The sequence below is a fragment of the Streptomyces sp. NPDC020681 genome (genome assembly GCF_044334895.1).
Classification (GTDB): Bacteria; Actinomycetota; Actinomycetes; order Streptomycetales; family Streptomycetaceae; genus Streptomyces.
The window spans coordinates 340,750-357,928 of the sequence record NZ_JBIRTX010000003.1 but is presented as its reverse complement, the minus strand read 5'-3'; the positions used below and the strand labels follow the sequence as shown (position 1 = coordinate 357,928).

Here is a 17,179-nt window from a genome sequence, read left to right as displayed (position 1 = left end):
TCCGGATGGCGGGCCGGGCGGGTGTCTGGGGCCATCGTGGCGGGACGGCGCGAGCGGAACAAATGAATTGGCCCGGTGGTGCGCGCGACGCTCGAAGCGGTACGAGGGTTGCCTGGTGTGGCGCACGTCATAGACGCGGGTGATGGTGATCGCGTTGGGTGGTGTTTTGTTCGGGGGCTTGGCGAAAGGGGCCTCACGCGGTGCACCGGCGCACGAAGGACGAAGTCCCCTCGACGGACACGGGCCTGCTGCCCGGGATCCCGCGCCAGCGGAAGAGCCCGGTGGAGCCCGCTGCCGAGTCCGCCTCCCCGGAGGCGGGCCTTGTCCGGCCCGTACCGTCCGGTGCGGCCGAGGCCTCGTGCGGCGGTGAAGCTCAAGGGTCGGCGTGGCGGCGCGGCTGGGCCGTGCTGCGGCAGGTGGTGCCGACACCCACCGGGACGCCGTTCACCTTCGCGTACATCCTCGTGCTGATCGCCACCTCCCTGTTCGCCGAGTACGGCGACCCCGCCACCGTCTCCGCCCTCCTCCGCGGCTCCAGCACCGATGTCGCCCATTTGGCCGACACCCCGCTGCTCGTTCTGGGTGCGAGCGCGCTGTGGGTGGCCGGCGGGTTGGCGTCCCCGTACGCCGTCGCCTTCCTCTTCACACTGACCGCGCTGGAACGCCGCATCGGAGGACTGCGCACCGCCGGGGTGTTTTTCGCCGGTCATGTCATGGCGACGCTGGCCACCGAGATACCGGTCGGGATATCCGTGGCGGCCGGACATCTGCCCGCCACCTCGCTGCACCGGCTCGACTACGGCATCAGCTTCGGGCTGATGGCGAGCATCGGCGCGCTCGCCGGGCTCCTCGGCCCGGTCCCGCGCGCCACGCTCCTCGGCTTCACGTCCCTGATGCTCCTCAAGGACCTGCTGGCCTTCGCGGACCCGCTCACCAACTGGGGCCATCCGCTGGCCCTGCTGGCCGGGCTCCTGTGCTGGCCGGCGGTGCGCCGCGTGGCGCGGCACCCGCTAGTCCTCGGGGAGCGCGGCGAGTACGTCCCGCAGGGCGGGTAGCAGCCCGGGGTCGGATGTGGTGACCGTGTGGCCCGCGTACGAGATCTCGTAGGTGAAGCCGTCCGCGATCGGGGAGCCCGTGGGATTGCGCGGGAGGCGGGCGAAGTCGGCGTCTTCCAGGGCCCGGCGCAGCTCGGCCAGCTCGGCCGGGGTCATTCGGCCGGTACGGCCCGCTCCGGTCTTCGTGGTCGTGGAGTAGCTGCCGTCGGCGCGGACGAGGAGCCGGTTGTGCACACCGGCGATGCCTCCGGTGACCGTCATCTCGACGAGCGGCTGAGCCGCGGCAGGCGACGCGGAGCGTGTCGCCGCCGAGGAGGAAGGCGTGCTCTTGGGCGCCTCACCGTCGCCCCCGCCCGCGCCGCCGCACCCGGCGACCAGAAGTCCCGCGAGCGCCAGCCCCGCCCCGGCGCCCACCCGTCGTCCGTACGACTCAAGCCTCATCGCCGCAGTATCGGCCACGAGGCGGCTGCCCCGCGGACGATCGCTGAGAGCGAACGTTCCCCCGGGAACATCTCCGAGGCCCTGTGCATTGAGTCCATACAGCTCAACTTCACTGCCTAAGGGGAGATCATGGCTGCTGAGTCTTCTGCGTTCACTTCGCTCACCCTGCCCGTGCTGCCCCTCGACGACGAGGTCGTGCTGCCCGGAATGGTGGTGCCGCTGGACCTGTCCGACGCAGAGGTACGAGCCGCGGTGGAGGCCGCGCAGGCCGCTGCGCGCTCCAGTGGGGCAAGCAAGCCGAAGGTGCTTCTTGTTCCGCGGGTCGACGGGACGTACGCCGCGACCGGTGTGCTCGGGACCGTCGAGCAGGTCGGCCGGCTCTCCGACGGAGACCCCGGCGCGCTCATCCGCGGCCGTGGCCGCGTGAAGATCGGCGCTGGCACTACAGGGCCCGGCGGCGCACTCTGGGTCGAGGGCGCGCGGATCGACGAGACCGTGCCTGACCCCATGCCCGGTCAGGTCGCCGAGCTCGTCAAGGAATACAAGGCGCTCGCCACGAACTGGCTGAAGAAGCGCGGAGCCTGGCAGGTCGTGGACCGTGTCCAGCAGATCGACGACGTCTCGCAGCTCGCCGACAACTCCGGCTACTCACCGTTCCTGACCACCGCCCAGAAGATCGAACTCCTCGAGACCGCCGACCCGGTGGCCCGCCTCAAGCTCGCCACCGAGCAGCTGCGCGAGCACCTCGCCGAGCAGGACGTCGCGGAGTCCATCGCCAAGGACGTCCAGGAGGGCGTCGACAAGCAGCAGCGCGAGTTCCTGCTGCGCCGTCAGCTCGAAGCCGTGCGCAAGGAGCTCCGTGAGCTCAACGGTGAGGACGGCGAGGACGAGACCGACGACTACCGGGCCCGCGTCGAGGCCGCCGACCTGCCCGAGAAGGTCCGTGAGGCCGCGCTCAAGGAGGTCGACAAGCTGGAGCGGGGCAGCGACCAGAGCCCCGAGATCTCCTGGATCCGCACCTGGCTCGACACGGTCCTCGAACTGCCCTGGAACGAGCGCACCGAGGACGAGTACGACATCCAGGGCGCGAAGGCGATCCTGGACGCCGAGCACGCCGGACTGCAGGACGTGAAGGAACGGATCACCGAATACCTGGCGGTGCGCAAGCGGCGTGCCGACCGGGGGCTGGGCGTGGTCGGCGGGCGGCGCGGGGGCGCGGTTCTGGCGCTCGTCGGCCCGCCCGGTGTCGGCAAGACCTCGCTCGGTGAGTCCGTCGCGCACGCGATGGGACGGAAGTTCGTCCGGGTCGCGCTCGGCGGCGTCCGGGACGAGGCGGAGATCCGCGGACACCGGCGTACCTACGTCGGCGCGCTGCCGGGCCGCATCGTCCGGGCGATCAAGGAAGCCGGGTCCATGAACCCGGTGGTCCTGCTCGACGAGATCGACAAGGTCGGCTCGGACTTCCGCGGCGACCCGGCCGCGGCGCTGCTCGAGGTCCTGGACCCGGCGCAGAACCACACCTTCCGCGACCACTACCTGGAGGTCGAACTCGACCTGAGCGACGTCGTCTTCCTGGCCACCGCGAACGTACTGGAGGCCATCCCGGAGGCGCTGCTCGACCGGATGGAGCTGGTCAGGCTCGACGGCTACACCGAGGACGAGAAGGTCGTCATCGCCCGGGACCACCTGCTGCCGCGCCAGCTGGAGCGGGCGGGCCTGGAGCCCGGCGAGGTGACCATCGACGAGTCCGCGCTGCGCAGGCTGGCGGGGGAGTACACCCGTGAGGCGGGCGTGCGGAACCTGGAGCGTTCGATCGCCAGACTGCTGCGCAAGGTGGCGTCGCAGCACGAACTGGGCGAGCAGGAGCTGCCGTTCATCGTCGGCGCCGAGCAACTGCGCGGCCTGATCGGGCGGCCGCACCATGTGCCCGAGTCCGCGCAGGACCCGGCCGAGCGGCGTACGGCCGTGCCCGGAGTGGCCACCGGTCTCGCCGTCACCGGCGCGGGCGGCGACGTCCTGTTCGTCGAGGCGTCGCTGGCCGACCCGGAGACGGGCGCGGCGGGTCTGACCCTCACCGGTCAGCTCGGTGACGTGATGAAGGAGTCCGCGCAGATCGCGCTGAGCTTCCTGCGCTCGCACGGAGCGGAGCTGGAGCTTCCGGTGGCGGATCTCAAGGACCGGGGTGTGCACATCCACTTCCCGGCCGGCGCGGTGCCGAAGGACGGCCCGAGCGCGGGCATCACGATGACCACGGCGCTGGCGTCGCTGCTGTCGGGCCGGCTGGTCCGTACGGACGTCGCCATGACCGGCGAGGTCTCGCTGACCGGGCGGGTCCTGCCGATCGGCGGCCTGAAGCAGAAGCTGCTGGCCGCGCACCGGGCGGGTACGACGACGGTGGTGATCCCGAAGCGGAACGAGGCGGACCTGGACGATGTCCCGTCCGAGATCCTCGACAAGCTGGAGGTACACCCGGTGACGGATGTCCGACAGGTGCTGGAGATTGCGCTCTCTCCGGCGGAGGTGGCGTTGCCGGCGGCGGCGTGACGCTTCGTGTGCGGGCCCGGCGGCTGTGGGTGAGCCGCCGGGCCCTTGCGCGTGCCGCTACTGGCCCGCGGCCTGCTCGTACAGGTCGCGCGCCTTCGCGTCGAAGAGCGCCGCGGTCGACTCGCGGTCCGTGTCGCCGCCGCTCAGCACGCCGATGAGCCGCCCCTGATGCTGCGCGTCCCGGTAGTCGGCGAGCCAGGGCGCGCCGCTCGTGCCCTCCCAGAACCCGGCGCACTCCATGAGGAGGATCTCCGGCGACTCGGGGTCGGGACGGGTGTCGGTGGTGCACGCGACGGGCCGATTGGCCGGATTGTGTGCCTGATTCGGATACCCGACGACGGTGACCCGCCGGTCGGCCTCCGACTCCCAGTCGGGTTTGGCCGCGCCGACGACCTGCTGCACCTGGCGGCCCTTGGGGTCCGGCTCCAGCGTCAGAAAGGCGTAGTCGGCGGCGTCAGCGTCGTCGGCGTCGTCGGTCCACCGGTCGTCGATGTGTACGGAGCCGACCTTCCACTGCCCGTACGGATACACGCCCTTGGCCTTGGCGCTGGTCCTGCCCTGGTCCTTGTTCGTGGCGTTGCCATTGCCGTTGCCGGAGAACTCCGGCGCGAACCGGAGCTCACCGGGCTCGTGGTCAGGCTCGCCGCCGGCGTCCTGGATGCAGTGCGCGGCGGTCGCGACGACATTGCCCTTCGGACTGTCGACGACGCTCGCGGTGCAGAAGTGCTCGCCGTCGCGGTCGATCAGTACGCCGACCGAAGACGCCCCGTCGAAGGCGACGGCCGAGGACCGGGGTGCGGGTGCGACGGCGCGGGCGGCCTGTTTCGCCGGTGGCTCGGCGGACGACGCTGTCCCGCCGCAGGCGCTGAGCGCGATGAGTATCGCGGTGGCGGCGGCGGCGTTGGAACGCCGTGCGGTGCCGGTCCGGTTGTGCGTCATCCGGCCATCCTGCCGGGTGAGGGCTGGGCCTCTCTTCCCCACCCTGCCCTTTCCCGCAACCAGGGCTTCGCCCCTGGACCCCGTACGGCCTGCGGCCGTGGTGGCCGAGCTTCGCCGGACGCGGCGAGCAGCGAGGCGCGGGGGCTGGGGCGCAGCCCCGGAAACAATCAGTCCAGCCACCCCCGGAGCGTCGCCTTCGCGCCCGCCTGGAAGCGGGTCTCCGCCCCAAGTGTGTCCAGCAGGCGGCTGATTCTCCGGCGTGCCGTGTGGACGTGGACGCCCAGGCGGCGGGCGATTGCCTCGTCCTTGAGGCCCGAGGCCAGCAGGCCCAGGAGTTCGCGTTCGGCCTTCGGGAGCGCGGTGTGCGGGCCGCCCAGCGGGGTCGCGCGGTCCCAGACCGTTTCGAAGAGGGGGACGAGTGCGTTGCGCAGGAGCGCGTCGTCGACCAGCAGCGCCGTGGCGGCGGGGGATGTCGGGTCCGCGGGAGGCAGCAGCGTGATCCGGCGGTCGACCGCGATCAGCTTGGTCGGGACGGCCGTCGCGACCCGTGCCCGCAGGCCCCGTTCGGCCAGGCCGGTCACCGCCCGCATCCGGCCCGGGGCCGAGAGGCCGTCCCGGTCGAGGACGGTCCGTACGTCGACTCCTCGTTCGAGCAGCGCCGAGAGGTCGAGCGACTCCGGGTCCAGGATCGCCACTTCGCGCTCCGCCGACGCCAGCAGGTACGCCGTCGTCTCGCCGATCGCCCGTGGTCCCGTCACCACCTCGATGCCGCCGTCGGACGCGCTCGGTGAGCCCGACATCAGGCGGACCGCGAGCTGGTCCGCGGTCATCCGTAATCGCTCGAGTTCCGCCGACCGTAAGTGCAGTTCGGCCTGGCGCCGGTGGATGAGCGTACGGATCGCCGACGCCGGGGCCGCCGGATGCGGCAGCGCGTCGTCGCCGGCGCCGTCGGCCGGCAGCGCGAAGCCGTGTTCGACGAGGTGGCCGAGCACCCGGTCAAGACGCTCCCGCGGCAGTCCCAGCAGCCGCGCCAACTCATCCGCCCCGCAGGCCCTTTCCTTGAGCAGCGCTTCGTAGGCGCGTTCCTCGGCCTGCCCCAGGCCGAGGGTGTGCAGTTCCCCCTCGCTCATGTGTCGGATTCTCACTCCGTCTTCACGGGACACACAAGTGTGCGTGTCCACTTGTCAACTTGCCGACCTCATTGATCGGTTGGCGGCCCGCAGGTTGCATGGGCATGACCACCTTTACGGCTTGACCAGCACGTGGGAGGGGTACGAACTGTGCGCAAGGCCAGAACACGCACACGGAGATCGGGCATGTCCAGGGGGACCGGTCTCGCAGCACTGCTCGGCGCAGCCGGGCTCTTGCTGACCGCAGTACCGGCGCAGGCGGTCACTCCGGCCGCCGCACCGCCCGCCGATGTCATCCCGGGGGCAGAGACGGCCACACCGTCGCTCGTCGAGGGCATCAGGGACGCGGCGGACGCCGAGGCAAGTCCCGCCGACGCGGCCCGCGGCCATCTCGAAGCCAAGGAGAGCCGCTACCGGATCGCCGACGCGCAGCGCGATCTGACGCCGCTGGGGACCGTCAAAAATGGCGCGGAAGAGACCGTGCGGCTTCAGCAGAAGCACCACGGCGTCCCGGTGTTCGGCGGCCAGTACGTCGTACGGATGGAGTCCAAGGGCGGCAAGCGGGTCGTCACCGGCACCTCCGGCAAGTACTTCACGGGTCTGAAGACCGGCACGAAGGCGAGCGTCAGCAAGGAGACGGCGGTGCGCCGCGCGATCGCGGCGACGGCCGCGCGTCTCGGCGGCAAGACGCTGAGCAAGGCCGACGCGATACCGGGCAAGGGCGCCAAGTCCGCCCGGGCCGCCGCGCTCACCGGCACGGCCGGCGGCCTCGTGGTGATCCCGCGCGGCGAAGGCGTGCTCGCCCACCACGTCACCGTGCGCGGCACCGACCCTGCCACCGGCCAGCCGGTCCTCCAGCAGGTGTATGTCGACGCCCGCGCCGGATACCCGGTGCTGCAGTTCAGCGGCATCAAGACCCTCGCCGCCAAGAACATGGCGAAGAAGCCGGGCACGGCCACGGCCAAGGCGGCCGCGCGCGCGGCCGAGGCCGACCCCGTCCTCCCGGTCAAGGGCTCCGGCGTCAAGCTCGACGGTGCCAAGGTCGACCTCGACCTCGGACTCGACGCCGCCGGCACCGCGTACCGCATGACGGACACCGCCCGCATGGCGGACACCAGCAAGAACACCCTCACGACCTGGGACGCACGCGGCCGCGACGTCGGCGAGGTGGCGGGCACCTGGCCGAGCGGGCTGAAGGAGTTCAGCGATCCGGCGTCGGACTTCGGCAAGGAGGCCACCGAGTCGGGCGCGGTCGACGCGCACTGGGCCGCCGGCCGGGTCTACGACTTCTACCGCAAGAACCTCGGCCGCGACAGCCTCGACGGCCGCGGCATGACCGTCAACTCCCTCGTCGGCGTCACCGACTTCGGCGGCCCGTTCGTGAACGCCTTCTGGGACGGCCAGAAGATGGTGTACGGCGGCGGTGACGAGGAGTACAAGCCCCTCTCCGCCGACCTCGACGTGGTGGGACACGAGATGACGCACGGCGTCGTCGAGAACACCGCCAACCTCGTCTACGCGGGCCAGTCCGGCGCGCTCAACGAAGCGCTCGCCGACTACTTCGGCAACGCCATCGACCTCGCCGCGTCCGGCCAGTCGATGGAGGCCCCGGAGTCGGGTCTGATCGGCGAGGACCTGTGCCGTACGACCAAGCCGCGGGACTGCGCGCTGCGTGACCTCAACGACGGCGCGTCCACCTCGAAGAACTTCCTCGGCGTCACCTTCGGCGCCGACAACGGCGGAGTGCACCTCAACTCCACCATCTTCTCGGGTGCGTTGTGGGACCTGCGCCAGGACGTCGGCGGCGAGCTCGGCGACCGAATCGTCTACAAGGCGCTGTCCGAGTACATGACACCGCTCGACGGATTCACCGACGGCCGCAACGCGGTGCTCGCGGCCGCGAAGGACCTCGACGTCACGGCGAAGCAACTGGCCGTGGTGAAGCGGTCGTTCAACGCCCACGGCATCGTCGAGGGCTGGGAGGACGCCCTCGGCGTCGACTCCGACCGGCTGCTCGGCAAGCTCAACATCGCCGGCACCGGCGTCCAGGCGGGCGGCGGCTGGTGGGCCGTCTCGCAGTCCAACGACGAAGGCTCGGAGCCGTACTCCGTCTACGCGGGCCGCGCCGACGGCACCGGCAGTCCGAAGCTGATCAGCCCCAACGACGGGCGCTATCACGTCTATCCGGCGACCGACGGCAAGACGGTCGTCTGGGCGGCGTACGGCACGACCAGCCTCGACATCCTCTCCCGGCCGGTCGCGGGCGGTCCGACCAAGAAGCTGTACACCTCGTTCACCGACATCTCCGGCCTGCGGGTGGAGAACGGTGTGGTGGTCTTCGAGACCTTCGGGATCTTCTTCGACCGGCATGTCGCCTATCTGCGCCCCGGCGACCGTGAGCCGACCTTCGTGGACGGCGGGGGCTTCGACGTACTGACCGCGCTTCCCGCGATCAGGAACGGAAAGCTCGCCTACGCCAAGCTGTATCCGGAAGGCCAGGAGTACAAGCTGGGCGTCGAGGTCCACGACCTCAAGACCGGCAAGGCGGCACTCGCCCAGCAGCTCGGCGACCCGCAGGTGCTCGGCCAGGCCGGCATCAACGCCACGCACGCCTTCTGGCTGGTGGACGAGAACCTGAACGACGAGGGCCAGATGGCCGTCCGCCGCTCCGGCCTCGACGGCACCGGCACGGTCGACATCAGCCCGGAGTCCAAGCCGACCGCGCTGCTGCCCTTCGATCTGACGGTCTCCGACGAGGCGGTCACCGTGAACAGCGCGCTGCCCGACACGGTGCTCCGCAACGAGTCGCTGCCGAAGCTGTGGCAGATCGCCGCGGACGGCTCGCGCCAGGAGCGGGTCTCCTGCAACCGCGGCGAGCAGATCTCCCCGGCGGCCGTCTCCGGCCGTCAGGTGATCTGGATCGACGGCACGACGGGCTGGACCGACCTGGTCACCCGCGACCGGCCGGCGGGCCGGTGCGGCTGACAACCGGCTGACAGCAAGGCCTAGGTGATGTGACGGACCCCCGGTGCCTGCGCGCCGGGGGTCCTTCGCCGTCCCGCACAATGGAGCAATGGAAAACCCGCTGCAGGCCGACTGCGGGAGCTGCTTCGGGCTGTGCTGCGTCGCACTGCCGTTCTCCGCGTCCGCGGACTTCGCGACCGACAAGGACGCCGGAAAGCCCTGCTCCAATCTGCGCACCGACTTCCGCTGCGGCATCCACACCCGGCTGCGGCAGAGCGGCTTCTCCGGCTGCACGGTGTACGACTGCTTCGGCGCGGGCCAGCAGGTCTCGCAGATCACCTTCGGCGGCACGGACTGGCGGCAGGCCCCCGAGACCGCGGCGCAGATGTTCGCGGTCTTCCCCGTCGTACGGCAGCTTCACGAACTGCTCCGCTATCTGACCGAGGCGCTGACGCTGCGGCCCGCCCGCTCGGTCCACGCGGACATCCGGCGGCAGCTCGCGGAGACCGAGCGTCTGGCCGGGCTGGGGCCCGACGACCTGGAGAAGCTGGATGTGGCCGCGCACCGGCAGCAGGTCAATGAGGTGTTGCTGCGGACGAGCGAGCTCGTACGGGCCGGCGCCGGCGCCGCCGGGCGGAAGAAGGACCGCCGGGGAGCGGATCTGATGGGCGCCCGGCTCAAGGGTGCCGATCTGCGCGGGGTCAGTCTCCGCGGCGCGTATCTCATCGCCGCGGATCTGACCGGCGCCGATCTGCGCCTCGCCGACCTCATCGGTGCGGATCTGCGCGACGCGAACCTCTCGGGCGCCGATCTCACCGGCGCCATCTTCGTCACTCAGCCGCAGCTGAACGCGGCGAAGGGCGATGCCGCCACCAGGCTTCCCAAGGAACTGAACCGCCCCGCGCACTGGTCGTGACCCGGGTCCGCGGGGCGGCCCCTGGAGGCTGAGGTCCTGTCGGGCCGATCTTGCCGGGCTCGCGTGCCCTGGCACGCACATCTGCCGCGTTGTCGTCGGTCGCCATGGCTCCGCCATGTCTCCCTCCTCCGCCTTGCAGCTGCACGCACCAGACCCCGCTCACTGATCCGGCCCGATCGGCCCGACAGGACCTAGCCGTTCGCGAGAGCCACGACGCGGTCCAGCGCGCCGTTGAACTTGTTGTGGTCGCCGACGATCGGTCCGGACGAGGTGTACTGCCACATCGTCTGGTACGCCCAGCCGGCCGGCAGCGTGCCCGGAGTGGTGTTGTACCGGGCGATCCACAGCGGATTGGCCGCACCGAAGCCGCTGTAGTTGCCGGTGCACTGGGTCCACCAACTGGTGGCGGTGTAGATCACCGCGTCGCGTCCGGTACGGGCCTTGTACCGGTTGAGGAAGTCGCGGATCCAGGTCACCATCGCGGACTGCGTCTTGCCGAAGCAGGCCGCGCCGTACGGATTCCACTCGATGTCGAGCGCGCCCGGCAGGGTCCTTCCGTCACGGGACCAGCCGCCGCCGTTGTTCACGAAGTAGTCGGCCTGCGCGGCTCCGGTCGTGGTGTCGGGCGTGGCGAAGTGGTACGCGCCGCGGATCATCCCGATGTTGTACGAGCCGTTGTACTGCTGCGGGAAGTAGGGGTTCTTGTAGTAGGTGCCTTCGGTGGCCTTGACGTAGGCCCACTTCACACCGCTGGTCCACAGTCCCGACCAGTTGACGTTGCCCTGGTGGCTGGAGACGTCGACGCCTTCCGTCTGGACGGCGCGGTTGTCGCGCGGCAGACCTCCCTGGCCGTCGTGCGCGATGACGCCCATGCCCAGACGGGCGGAGCCGCGCGGCGGCACATCGGCGCCGGCCGCGTCAGCGGCGGCCGTGCCGGGGAGGGTGAGGAGGAGGGAGAGGACTGCGAGGAGAGCGCCGGCCGCGGCGAGCAGCGAGCGGCGGGGTCTCCACGACGAGCTGAGGGGAACGGTGGTTCCGGATCTGTGCACGGGCATGGCGTGCCTCCGAAGACCTCGGTGGGGGGGATCTGACGATGTGTCGACATGTCGTGGGGATCTGCATGGTGTGGACATGTCATTCATGAAGCTACGCACGTAGAACCCTGTTGCGGAAGAGGGGCAGGGTGCTGCCGTTGGTCTACGCCTGCGAAATACTGGCCGAGCTGCGGCAATGGCCGCCGCCGAAAGAAACTTTCAGGATCCGGAAAGCGCGCGAGGGGTGCTGACGTGCACAGAAGCGGTACAGGGAGTGAAGCGGATCCCAAGGACCGGAGTGGTGTGGACCACGTCTTCCTGGCCCTGGAGCGGGAGTTGGCCGTCTTTCTGCGCCGGGCCCGGGCGAACTCCGGCGAGATGGCGCGCGAGGTCCACCCGGATCTGGAGGCCGCCGCGTACGGACTGCTCGTACGGCTCGAAGAGGCCGGGCAGCAGCGGGCCACCGACCTCGCCGGCTACTTCGGGGTCGGAAAGGCGACCATGAGCCGCCAGTTGCGCGCCCTGGAAGAGCTCGGGCTGGTTGCCCGCGAACCCGATCCGGCGGACGGCCGGGCCTCGCTCGTCCGGCTCACCGAGGAAGGCCTGGAGCGCTTCCGCCGGGTGAGGGACGCCCGGCGCGAGCGCTATGTGAGCAAGCTGGCGGACTGGGACCGCGGCGAGATCGCGGAGCTCGCGCGACTGCTGCACCAGCTCAACACCCGCGTGGAGAAGTAGCGTCCGGCCCCGGGGCAGCCTGTCGTCCGGATCGGGCGCCGGGCCCTTGGCCGCTACAGCTCGGCGAAGACGACGGCCGCGTCGTCGTGCAGCTTCCAGCGGATGACCTCCGTACGGGCTTCGGCCGCCGACGCCTCCAGCGCCCTGACCCGGTCGACGAGGCCCTGCGGCCCTTCCTTGCGCAGCAGCGCCAGACAGTCCGCCCAGGTGCCCTCCGCGAACATGTCGACCCACCGCGAGGCCCCGTCCGTCAGCGCCGCCACCGCGCGCACCTCGGCCCGGGGCGTAGTGCCCGTCACCGCGCGGACCGCCACAGCCGGATCGGCCGCCGCCGTGAAGAAGCCGCCCTCCGCGTTGCGCAGTGCGTCGGCCGAGGCGTGCGTACGCAGCGACTCGCGCGGCAGCCGGTCGATCCGGTCGTCGAGCACCGCGCGAACCCGCCCGTCCGGCGACTCCAGCAGCAGCGTCGAGTCGGAGAGCACCAGATGCTCCACGTCCTCCGAGGGGCCGCCCCAGCGCGCCATCACCACCGTGGCCTGCGGCGTACGCACGTGAGAAAGGTCACAGGTGTCCCGGTGGGCGTCGGCGGTGCGCCGGATTGCCGTGGAAAGGACCCCGGCCAGCGGTATGTCCGGCCGCGAACCGGACAGTTCGATCAGCGCACCGCCGAGCCGGGAGGTGAACCACGGAACCCCGTGCACACATCCGTCATCGCCCTTCGGCGGCGTCACTCCGTCCAGCACCACGAGCGCCCCTCCCCGTCCCGCAGCAGGCAGGACCACGGAGGCCCAGTCTTCGTTCGGACGGTCGGGGGTGCCGGGCGCGGTGGCGAGTTCGATACGCATGATCCCCAGTCTGAGCTGCGGGCGCGCATCCTGCCAAAGCCGGGCCCGAAGATCCAGTCGACGCTCCCGCGGGTCCGCCGAGGCGAGTTGTTCGCCAACTCCGAAGTGATGTTCACTCGTTCAGGTGGCGGAGCGGCCGATGCGCGTCTTCCCTCCCAAAAGCGCTGGAATGGTCCAGCCGTACCAGGGGTGGGGGTCGCGTCTGACCGGTCGTCATCTCTGCTTCATGGGTGGACGAGTCAAGCAGGAATGCGAGCACCGGTGCAGAAGAAGCGGCCTCAGGCCCCCCTGGTTCCTGAGACGTTCCCGGCACAGGACCCGGCCCCCGCAGGGCGAGGCCGTGCCGTGCGGGTCCGCGGCCGACTGGTCGCCGGTGTCGCCGCCGTCAGCCTGGTCGTCCTCGCGGCAGGCGCCCCGGGCGTCCTCGCCACCTCCGCCGAACTGACCGAGTCCCAGCGCCTCGTCGACCTCGCCGGACTCAACCGGCAGGCCGTCATCCTGGCCCATTCGCTCGCCGACGAGCGCGACGAGGTCACCGCGTACATCGCCGCCGGCCGTGAGGACCAGAAGGGCGACAAGGACAAGCAGCGCACCGTCTCCGGCAGCCGCAGCGCCCGCGTCGACCGGCAGATCGACGAGATCCGCGCCACGCTGCCCGGCGACCGCGCCGAGCTGCGCCGCGATCTGTCCACCGTGCCGTCCGTCCGCCGCACCGCGCTCACCGGCAAAGGCACGGCGATGGAGGCCCACCGGGCGTACTCCGCCGTCATCACGAACCTGACCGCACTCGCCGTCGAGCTCACCGAGAAGACCCCGCCGCGCGCCGCCGAAGGCACCCGCGCGCCCGCCGATCTCGGTCTCGCCGTCGAGCAGGCGTCCGCCACCCGGGGACTGCTGCTCGCCGCGCTCTCGGTGCCGCGCTCGTCCGGCGGTACGACCGTCGACCCGATCACCGGGCTGCCCGTCGAGGACGCGGACGACAAGGCCGACGACCGTACGCGCGACGCGCTCAGCGCCGCCGCCCAGCAGGCGCGGGTGCGTGAACTCGCCGCGCTCGCCGACTTCGACCAGGCCGCCCGCAAGGACGCCCGCAACTCGCTGGCCGGCACCGTCACCGGGCCCGACGTGAAGGCCGCCGAGCAGTTCCTCGCCCGGCTCACCGACCAGCCCACGCTCTCCTCCGCCGACCGCAAGACCGACTACGTGAAGCTGGACGGCGCGCTCACCGCCCGCATCGAGCAGCTGCGCGGCGTCGAGTCCAGCCTCGCCGCAGGCCGTATCGAAGGCTTCGAGCAGCTGCGGGACGACGATGTCACCGCGCTGGAGCTGCAGATCGCGCTGCTCGGCGGTCTGCTGTTCGTGGCGATCGGCGTCTCGGCCGCCGTCGCCCGCACGCTCACCCGTCCGCTGGCCGTCCTGCGCATCGGCGCGGCCCGCCTCGCCGGCGCGCCCGAGGTGGAGGAGCCCGTACGCTTCACCGGCCGCAACGACGAGTTCGCGCAGGTCGTACGGTCCCTCAACACGCTGCACGGCAAGCTGCGGGACATCGCCGCACGCGCCGAGCGGCTGGAGGGCGACCGCGGCGACCTCGCCGACGACCGCGACGCGCTGGCCGCCGAACTCGCCGCCGCACGCGCCGAGCTCCAGCAGCGCACCGCGGACATGGCCGCCGAACTGACGCGGATCCAGCACACCGTCAGCCACACCTTCGTCAATCTCTCGCTGCGCACGCTCGGCCTCGTCGAGCGGCAGCTCGGTGTGATCGAGAAGCTGGAGGAGCGCGAGCAGGACCCGGAGCGGCTTGCCACCCTCTTCAAGCTCGACCACCTGGCCACCGTGATGCGCCGGCACAGCGAGAACCTGCTGGTACTCGCCGGCGCCGAGCACGGCCACGGGCACCTGGGCCCGGTACCGCTCGTCGACGTGCTGCGCGCGGCGGTCAGCGAGATCGAGCGGTACCAGCGCGTCGTCATCCAGTCACTGCCGCCGCACTCCCAGGTCGCCGGGTTCGCCGCGGACGACCTCAGCCACCTGATCGCCGAACTCCTGGAGAACGCCACCTCCTTCTCGCCGCCGGACGCCCAGGTCGAGCTGTCGGGCTGGCTGCTGGAGAGCGGCGAGGTGATGCTCTCCGTGCAGGACAGCGGCATCGGGATGACCAGCGGGCGCATGGCCGAGCTCAACGCGCGGCTGGAGGACCCGGATGCGTACGAGACCCGGCCCGCGCGGGACGGCGAGGGGCTCGGGCTGCGGGTGGCCGGGCTGCTGGCCGCGCGTCATGGCGTGCGGATCCAGTTGCGCGAGCAGAAGCAGGGCGGGGTCGCGGCGGTCGTCGTGCTGACGCAGGCGCTGCTGCCCAAGGAGCCGCCCGCTGCCGATCCGCAGGTGGCGGCCGCCACGGCGACCGTGCAGCTGCCGGGCTCGGTGGCCGAGGCCAACTCCAACGCGCTGCCGGGCAGTTCACGGCGTCCGGAGATCAGGGACTCGCTGATCGAGGCCGCGGAGGCGGCCGTACGGGCGGCGGAGCCGGAGACGCACGAGCGGACGGCGGACGGGCTTCCGGACAGCGTTCCGGAGAGTGTCTCTGTCGACGAAACGACCTTCGAGATGCGGCTGCCGGAGCCGGAGGCCGTCGAGGCGCCGGTCGAGCCCGAGTCCGAAGTGGCGCCCGAGCCCCAGGCCGAGCCCGAGGTCGATCCCGAGCCCGAGCCCGAGCTCGCAGCACCCGCGCCCGTCTGGGACCGCGTCACCGACAAGGGACTGCCCAAGCGCACGCCCAAGATCGTGACGCCCGCCACCGCGCCCGGCGAGCGCACCGGCAGCGTCGACGCCGACGCACTGCGCCGCAGGCTCGGCGGTTTCCAGCAGGCCGCCGCGGAGGGCCGCCGGGCCGCCGCCGCTGAGATCGCGGAGAACTCCGGGGCCGAGGAAGAGCCGGCACGAGCCACGACACGTACAACAACCGAAGAAGCGGGGGACACAGTCGAGGAGGCACGCAGTTGACTGCGACCGGGACGTTCGGCCTGAGCAGTGAAGCCCGCAATCTGCACTGGTTGCTGAGCAATCTCGTGGAGGAGGTGCCAGGCGTCCGCTCGGTCGCCGTCGTCTCGTCCGACGGACTGCTGCTGCTCTCCTCCGACGCCGCGCAGAACGCCGCCGCCACCTCTGCCGCCCGCCCGGAGGGCCCCAGAGGCGCCGCAGCGGACCTCGCGACCATCGTCTCCGGCCTCGGCAGCCTCACGCTCGGCGCGGCCAGGCTGATGGACGGCGGCGGCGTCAAGCAGACCATGGTCGCGATGGAGGAAGGCAGCGTCTTCGTCATGTCGGTCAGCGACGGTTCACTGCTCGGCGTGCACGCCGCCGCCGACTGCGACATGTCCGTCGTCGCCTACCACATGGGTCTGTTCGTCGGCCGCGCCGGACATGTGCTGACCCCCGAACTCCGCAGCGAGCTGCGCAAATCGTTGGAGGGCTCCGAGTGACGTCCGCCGCTGAACCTGTCCGCCGGCTGCCGGTGCGCGGCGAGAGCCGCCGCCCGGCCCGGGTCCGCCCGTACTCGCTCACCGGCGGCCGCACGCGCTTCGGCCATGTGCTGCTCGTCGAGACGTTCGTGGCCGCGCTCGAAGCACCGGCCGACCGCAAGGAGCTGCCGAAGGGCGACCTCTCCTCGCGCGTCATGCCCGAGCTGCAGGCCATCGTCGAGCTGTGCCGCCGGATGCGTACCGTCGCCGAGATCTCGGCGCTGCTGAAGATGCCGCTGGGCGTCGTCCGGGTGCTGCTGAGCGACCTCGCCGACCAGGGAAGAATCCGTGTGTACGGCACCGGGCACGGCCCGGGACGGCCGGAACGCGCGCTGCTCGAAAGGGTGCTGAGTGGACTCCGCCGACTCTGACACGCTGCTCGCCCGGCCCCGTCCCGAGCCGGAGCCCGAACCCGGGCCCGCCGCGGTGCACCCGACCGACGAGGGCCTGCAGTCCTGGCAGCTCGACCACACCCGTGCCCCCACCGCCACCAAGGTCGTGGTCGCGGGCGGTTTCGGCGTCGGCAAGACGACCCTGGTCGGCGCGGTCTCGGAGATCACGCCGCTGCAGACCGAGGCGTTGATGACTCAGGCGAGCGAGGAGACCGACGATCTCACCGCGACGCCGGAGAAGCTCACCACCACCGTGGCCATGGACTTCGGCCGGATCACGCTCGACGAGGATCTGGTGCTGTACGTCTTCGGCACGCCGGGGCAGCAGCGCTTCTGGTTCATGTGGGACGACCTGGTGCGCGGCGCGATAGGCGCGATGGTGCTGGCCGACACGCGCCGGCTGTCGGACTGCTTCCCGGCGCTCGACTACTTCGAGAGCAGCGGGCTGCCGTACATCGTCGCCGTCAACCACTTCGAGGGTTCGGAGCTGTTCGAGGCCGATGACGTACGGGAGGCCCTGACGGTGCCGCCGCACGTACCTGTGGTGATCATGGACGCGCGCAAGCGGATCACGGTGATCGAGTCGCTGCTCGCACTGGTCGCCCACGCGCTCGAAGCCACCCCGGAATAGCAACCCCCGGAACAGCACCCCGGAACAGCAAC

14 protein-coding genes are annotated in these 17,179 nt (G+C 71.2%); 9 read left to right on the top strand and 5 right to left on the bottom strand.

Translation table 11 applies throughout. The features are described from left to right. The first annotated feature begins 200 nt into the window (after positions 1-200). Positions 201-1,055, top strand: a complete 855-nt coding sequence (locus ACH4YL_RS08715; RefSeq protein WP_398506146.1) for a rhomboid-like protein — start codon at positions 201-203, stop codon at positions 1,053-1,055. On the opposite strand, the gene ACH4YL_RS08710 is transcribed toward ACH4YL_RS08715, so the two are convergent. Continuing rightward, entirely contained in the window at positions 1,011-1,496 is a 486-nt protein-coding gene (locus ACH4YL_RS08710; protein WP_398506145.1) for a protealysin inhibitor emfourin, read from the bottom strand. The two genes, ACH4YL_RS08715 and ACH4YL_RS08710, sit on opposite strands and share 45 nt — an antisense overlap. Positions 1,497-1,625: 129 nt before the next feature. Here ACH4YL_RS08710 and lon point away from each other — a divergent pair, with 129 nt between their 5' ends. Then, on the top strand, positions 1,626-4,040 hold the full coding sequence (gene lon, locus ACH4YL_RS08705) for an endopeptidase La (protein WP_398506144.1): 2,415 nt from the start codon (positions 1,626-1,628) through the stop codon (positions 4,038-4,040). 57 nt (positions 4,041-4,097) lie between these two features. On the opposite strand, the gene ACH4YL_RS08700 is transcribed toward lon, so the two are convergent. Further along, positions 4,098-4,979: a trypsin-like serine peptidase gene (locus tag ACH4YL_RS08700; RefSeq protein WP_398506143.1), complete on the bottom strand. Its 882-nt coding sequence runs from the start codon at positions 4,977-4,979 to the stop codon at positions 4,098-4,100. 167 nt (positions 4,980-5,146) lie between these two features. After that, positions 5,147-6,109: a helix-turn-helix domain-containing protein gene (locus ACH4YL_RS08695; RefSeq protein ID WP_398506142.1), complete on the bottom strand. Its 963-nt coding sequence runs from the start codon at positions 6,107-6,109 to the stop codon at positions 5,147-5,149. 186 nt (positions 6,110-6,295) lie between these two features. Between ACH4YL_RS08695 and ACH4YL_RS08690 the strand changes: the two genes are divergently transcribed. Both ACH4YL_RS08690 and ACH4YL_RS08685 read left to right on the top strand, forming a co-directional pair. After that, positions 6,296-9,094 (top strand): M4 family metallopeptidase, encoded by a 2,799-nt coding sequence (locus tag ACH4YL_RS08690; protein WP_398506140.1) that lies wholly within the window; start codon positions 6,296-6,298, stop codon positions 9,092-9,094. Between the two features lie 88 nt (positions 9,095-9,182). Next, positions 9,183-9,989: a pentapeptide repeat-containing protein gene (locus tag ACH4YL_RS08685; protein ID WP_398506138.1), complete on the top strand. Its 807-nt coding sequence runs from the start codon at positions 9,183-9,185 to the stop codon at positions 9,987-9,989. Between the two features lie 191 nt (positions 9,990-10,180). Here the strand turns inward: ACH4YL_RS08685 and ACH4YL_RS08680 are convergent, their stop codons facing one another. Beyond that, entirely contained in the window at positions 10,181-11,044 is an 864-nt protein-coding gene (locus tag ACH4YL_RS08680; protein ID WP_398506136.1) for a lysozyme, read from the bottom strand. Positions 11,045-11,275: 231 nt separating this feature from the next. Between ACH4YL_RS08680 and ACH4YL_RS08675 the strand changes: the two genes are divergently transcribed. Then, positions 11,276-11,758, top strand: a complete 483-nt coding sequence (locus tag ACH4YL_RS08675) for a MarR family winged helix-turn-helix transcriptional regulator (RefSeq protein WP_398506134.1) — start codon at positions 11,276-11,278, stop codon at positions 11,756-11,758. 53 nt (positions 11,759-11,811) lie between these two features. Here the strand turns inward: ACH4YL_RS08675 and ACH4YL_RS08670 are convergent, their stop codons facing one another. After that, complete coding sequence (locus ACH4YL_RS08670) at positions 11,812-12,603, bottom strand: hypothetical protein (protein ID WP_398506132.1); 792 nt, start codon at positions 12,601-12,603, stop codon at positions 11,812-11,814. A 249-nt stretch (positions 12,604-12,852) separates the two neighbouring features. Between ACH4YL_RS08670 and ACH4YL_RS08665 the strand changes: the two genes are divergently transcribed. Genes ACH4YL_RS08665 through ACH4YL_RS08650 form a run of 4 tightly spaced genes read left to right on the top strand, consistent with a single transcriptional unit; the run spans position 12,853 to position 17,147 of the window. Then, a complete protein-coding gene (locus ACH4YL_RS08665) occupies positions 12,853-15,606 on the top strand; it encodes a nitrate- and nitrite sensing domain-containing protein (RefSeq protein ID WP_398506131.1) in 2,754 nt (917 codons plus the stop codon). Then, the gene (locus tag ACH4YL_RS08660) at positions 15,603-16,085 is read left to right on the top strand and encodes a roadblock/LC7 domain-containing protein (protein ID WP_398506129.1); all 483 of its coding nucleotides are present in this window, start codon (positions 15,603-15,605) and stop codon (positions 16,083-16,085) included. The genes ACH4YL_RS08665 and ACH4YL_RS08660 overlap by 4 nt, the downstream gene beginning before the upstream one ends. Further along, a complete protein-coding gene (locus ACH4YL_RS08655; RefSeq protein ID WP_398506128.1) occupies positions 16,082-16,495 on the top strand; it encodes a DUF742 domain-containing protein in 414 nt (137 codons plus the stop codon). The genes ACH4YL_RS08660 and ACH4YL_RS08655 overlap by 4 nt, the downstream gene beginning before the upstream one ends. Then, entirely contained in the window at positions 16,476-17,147 is a 672-nt protein-coding gene (locus ACH4YL_RS08650; protein ID WP_398506127.1) for a GTP-binding protein, read from the top strand. Before ACH4YL_RS08655 ends, ACH4YL_RS08650 begins: the two co-directional genes overlap by 20 nt. The last annotated feature ends 32 nt before the right edge of the window (positions 17,148-17,179 follow it).

Excerpts from the sequence above, each read along its gene's own strand:
- ACH4YL_RS08685 (WP_398506138.1), top strand. The coding sequence starts at position 9,183 with ATGGAAAACCCGCTGCAGGCCGACTGCGGGAGCTGCTTCGGGCTGTGC.
- ACH4YL_RS08670 (WP_398506132.1), bottom strand. The coding sequence starts at position 12,603 with ATGCGTATCGAACTCGCCACCGCGCCCGGCACCCCCGACCGTCCGAAC.
- ACH4YL_RS08710 (WP_398506145.1), bottom strand. The coding sequence starts at position 1,496 with ATGAGGCTTGAGTCGTACGGACGACGGGTGGGCGCCGGGGCGGGGCTG.
- ACH4YL_RS08680 (WP_398506136.1), bottom strand. The coding sequence starts at position 11,044 with ATGCCCGTGCACAGATCCGGAACCACCGTTCCCCTCAGCTCGTCGTGG.
- ACH4YL_RS08665 (WP_398506131.1), top strand. The coding sequence starts at position 12,853 with ATGCGAGCACCGGTGCAGAAGAAGCGGCCTCAGGCCCCCCTGGTTCCT.
- ACH4YL_RS08695 (WP_398506142.1), bottom strand. The coding sequence starts at position 6,109 with ATGAGCGAGGGGGAACTGCACACCCTCGGCCTGGGGCAGGCCGAGGAA.
- ACH4YL_RS08700 (WP_398506143.1), bottom strand. The coding sequence starts at position 4,979 with ATGACGCACAACCGGACCGGCACCGCACGGCGTTCCAACGCCGCCGCC.
- ACH4YL_RS08690 (WP_398506140.1), top strand. The coding sequence starts at position 6,296 with ATGTCCAGGGGGACCGGTCTCGCAGCACTGCTCGGCGCAGCCGGGCTC.
- lon (WP_398506144.1), top strand. The coding sequence starts at position 1,626 with ATGGCTGCTGAGTCTTCTGCGTTCACTTCGCTCACCCTGCCCGTGCTG.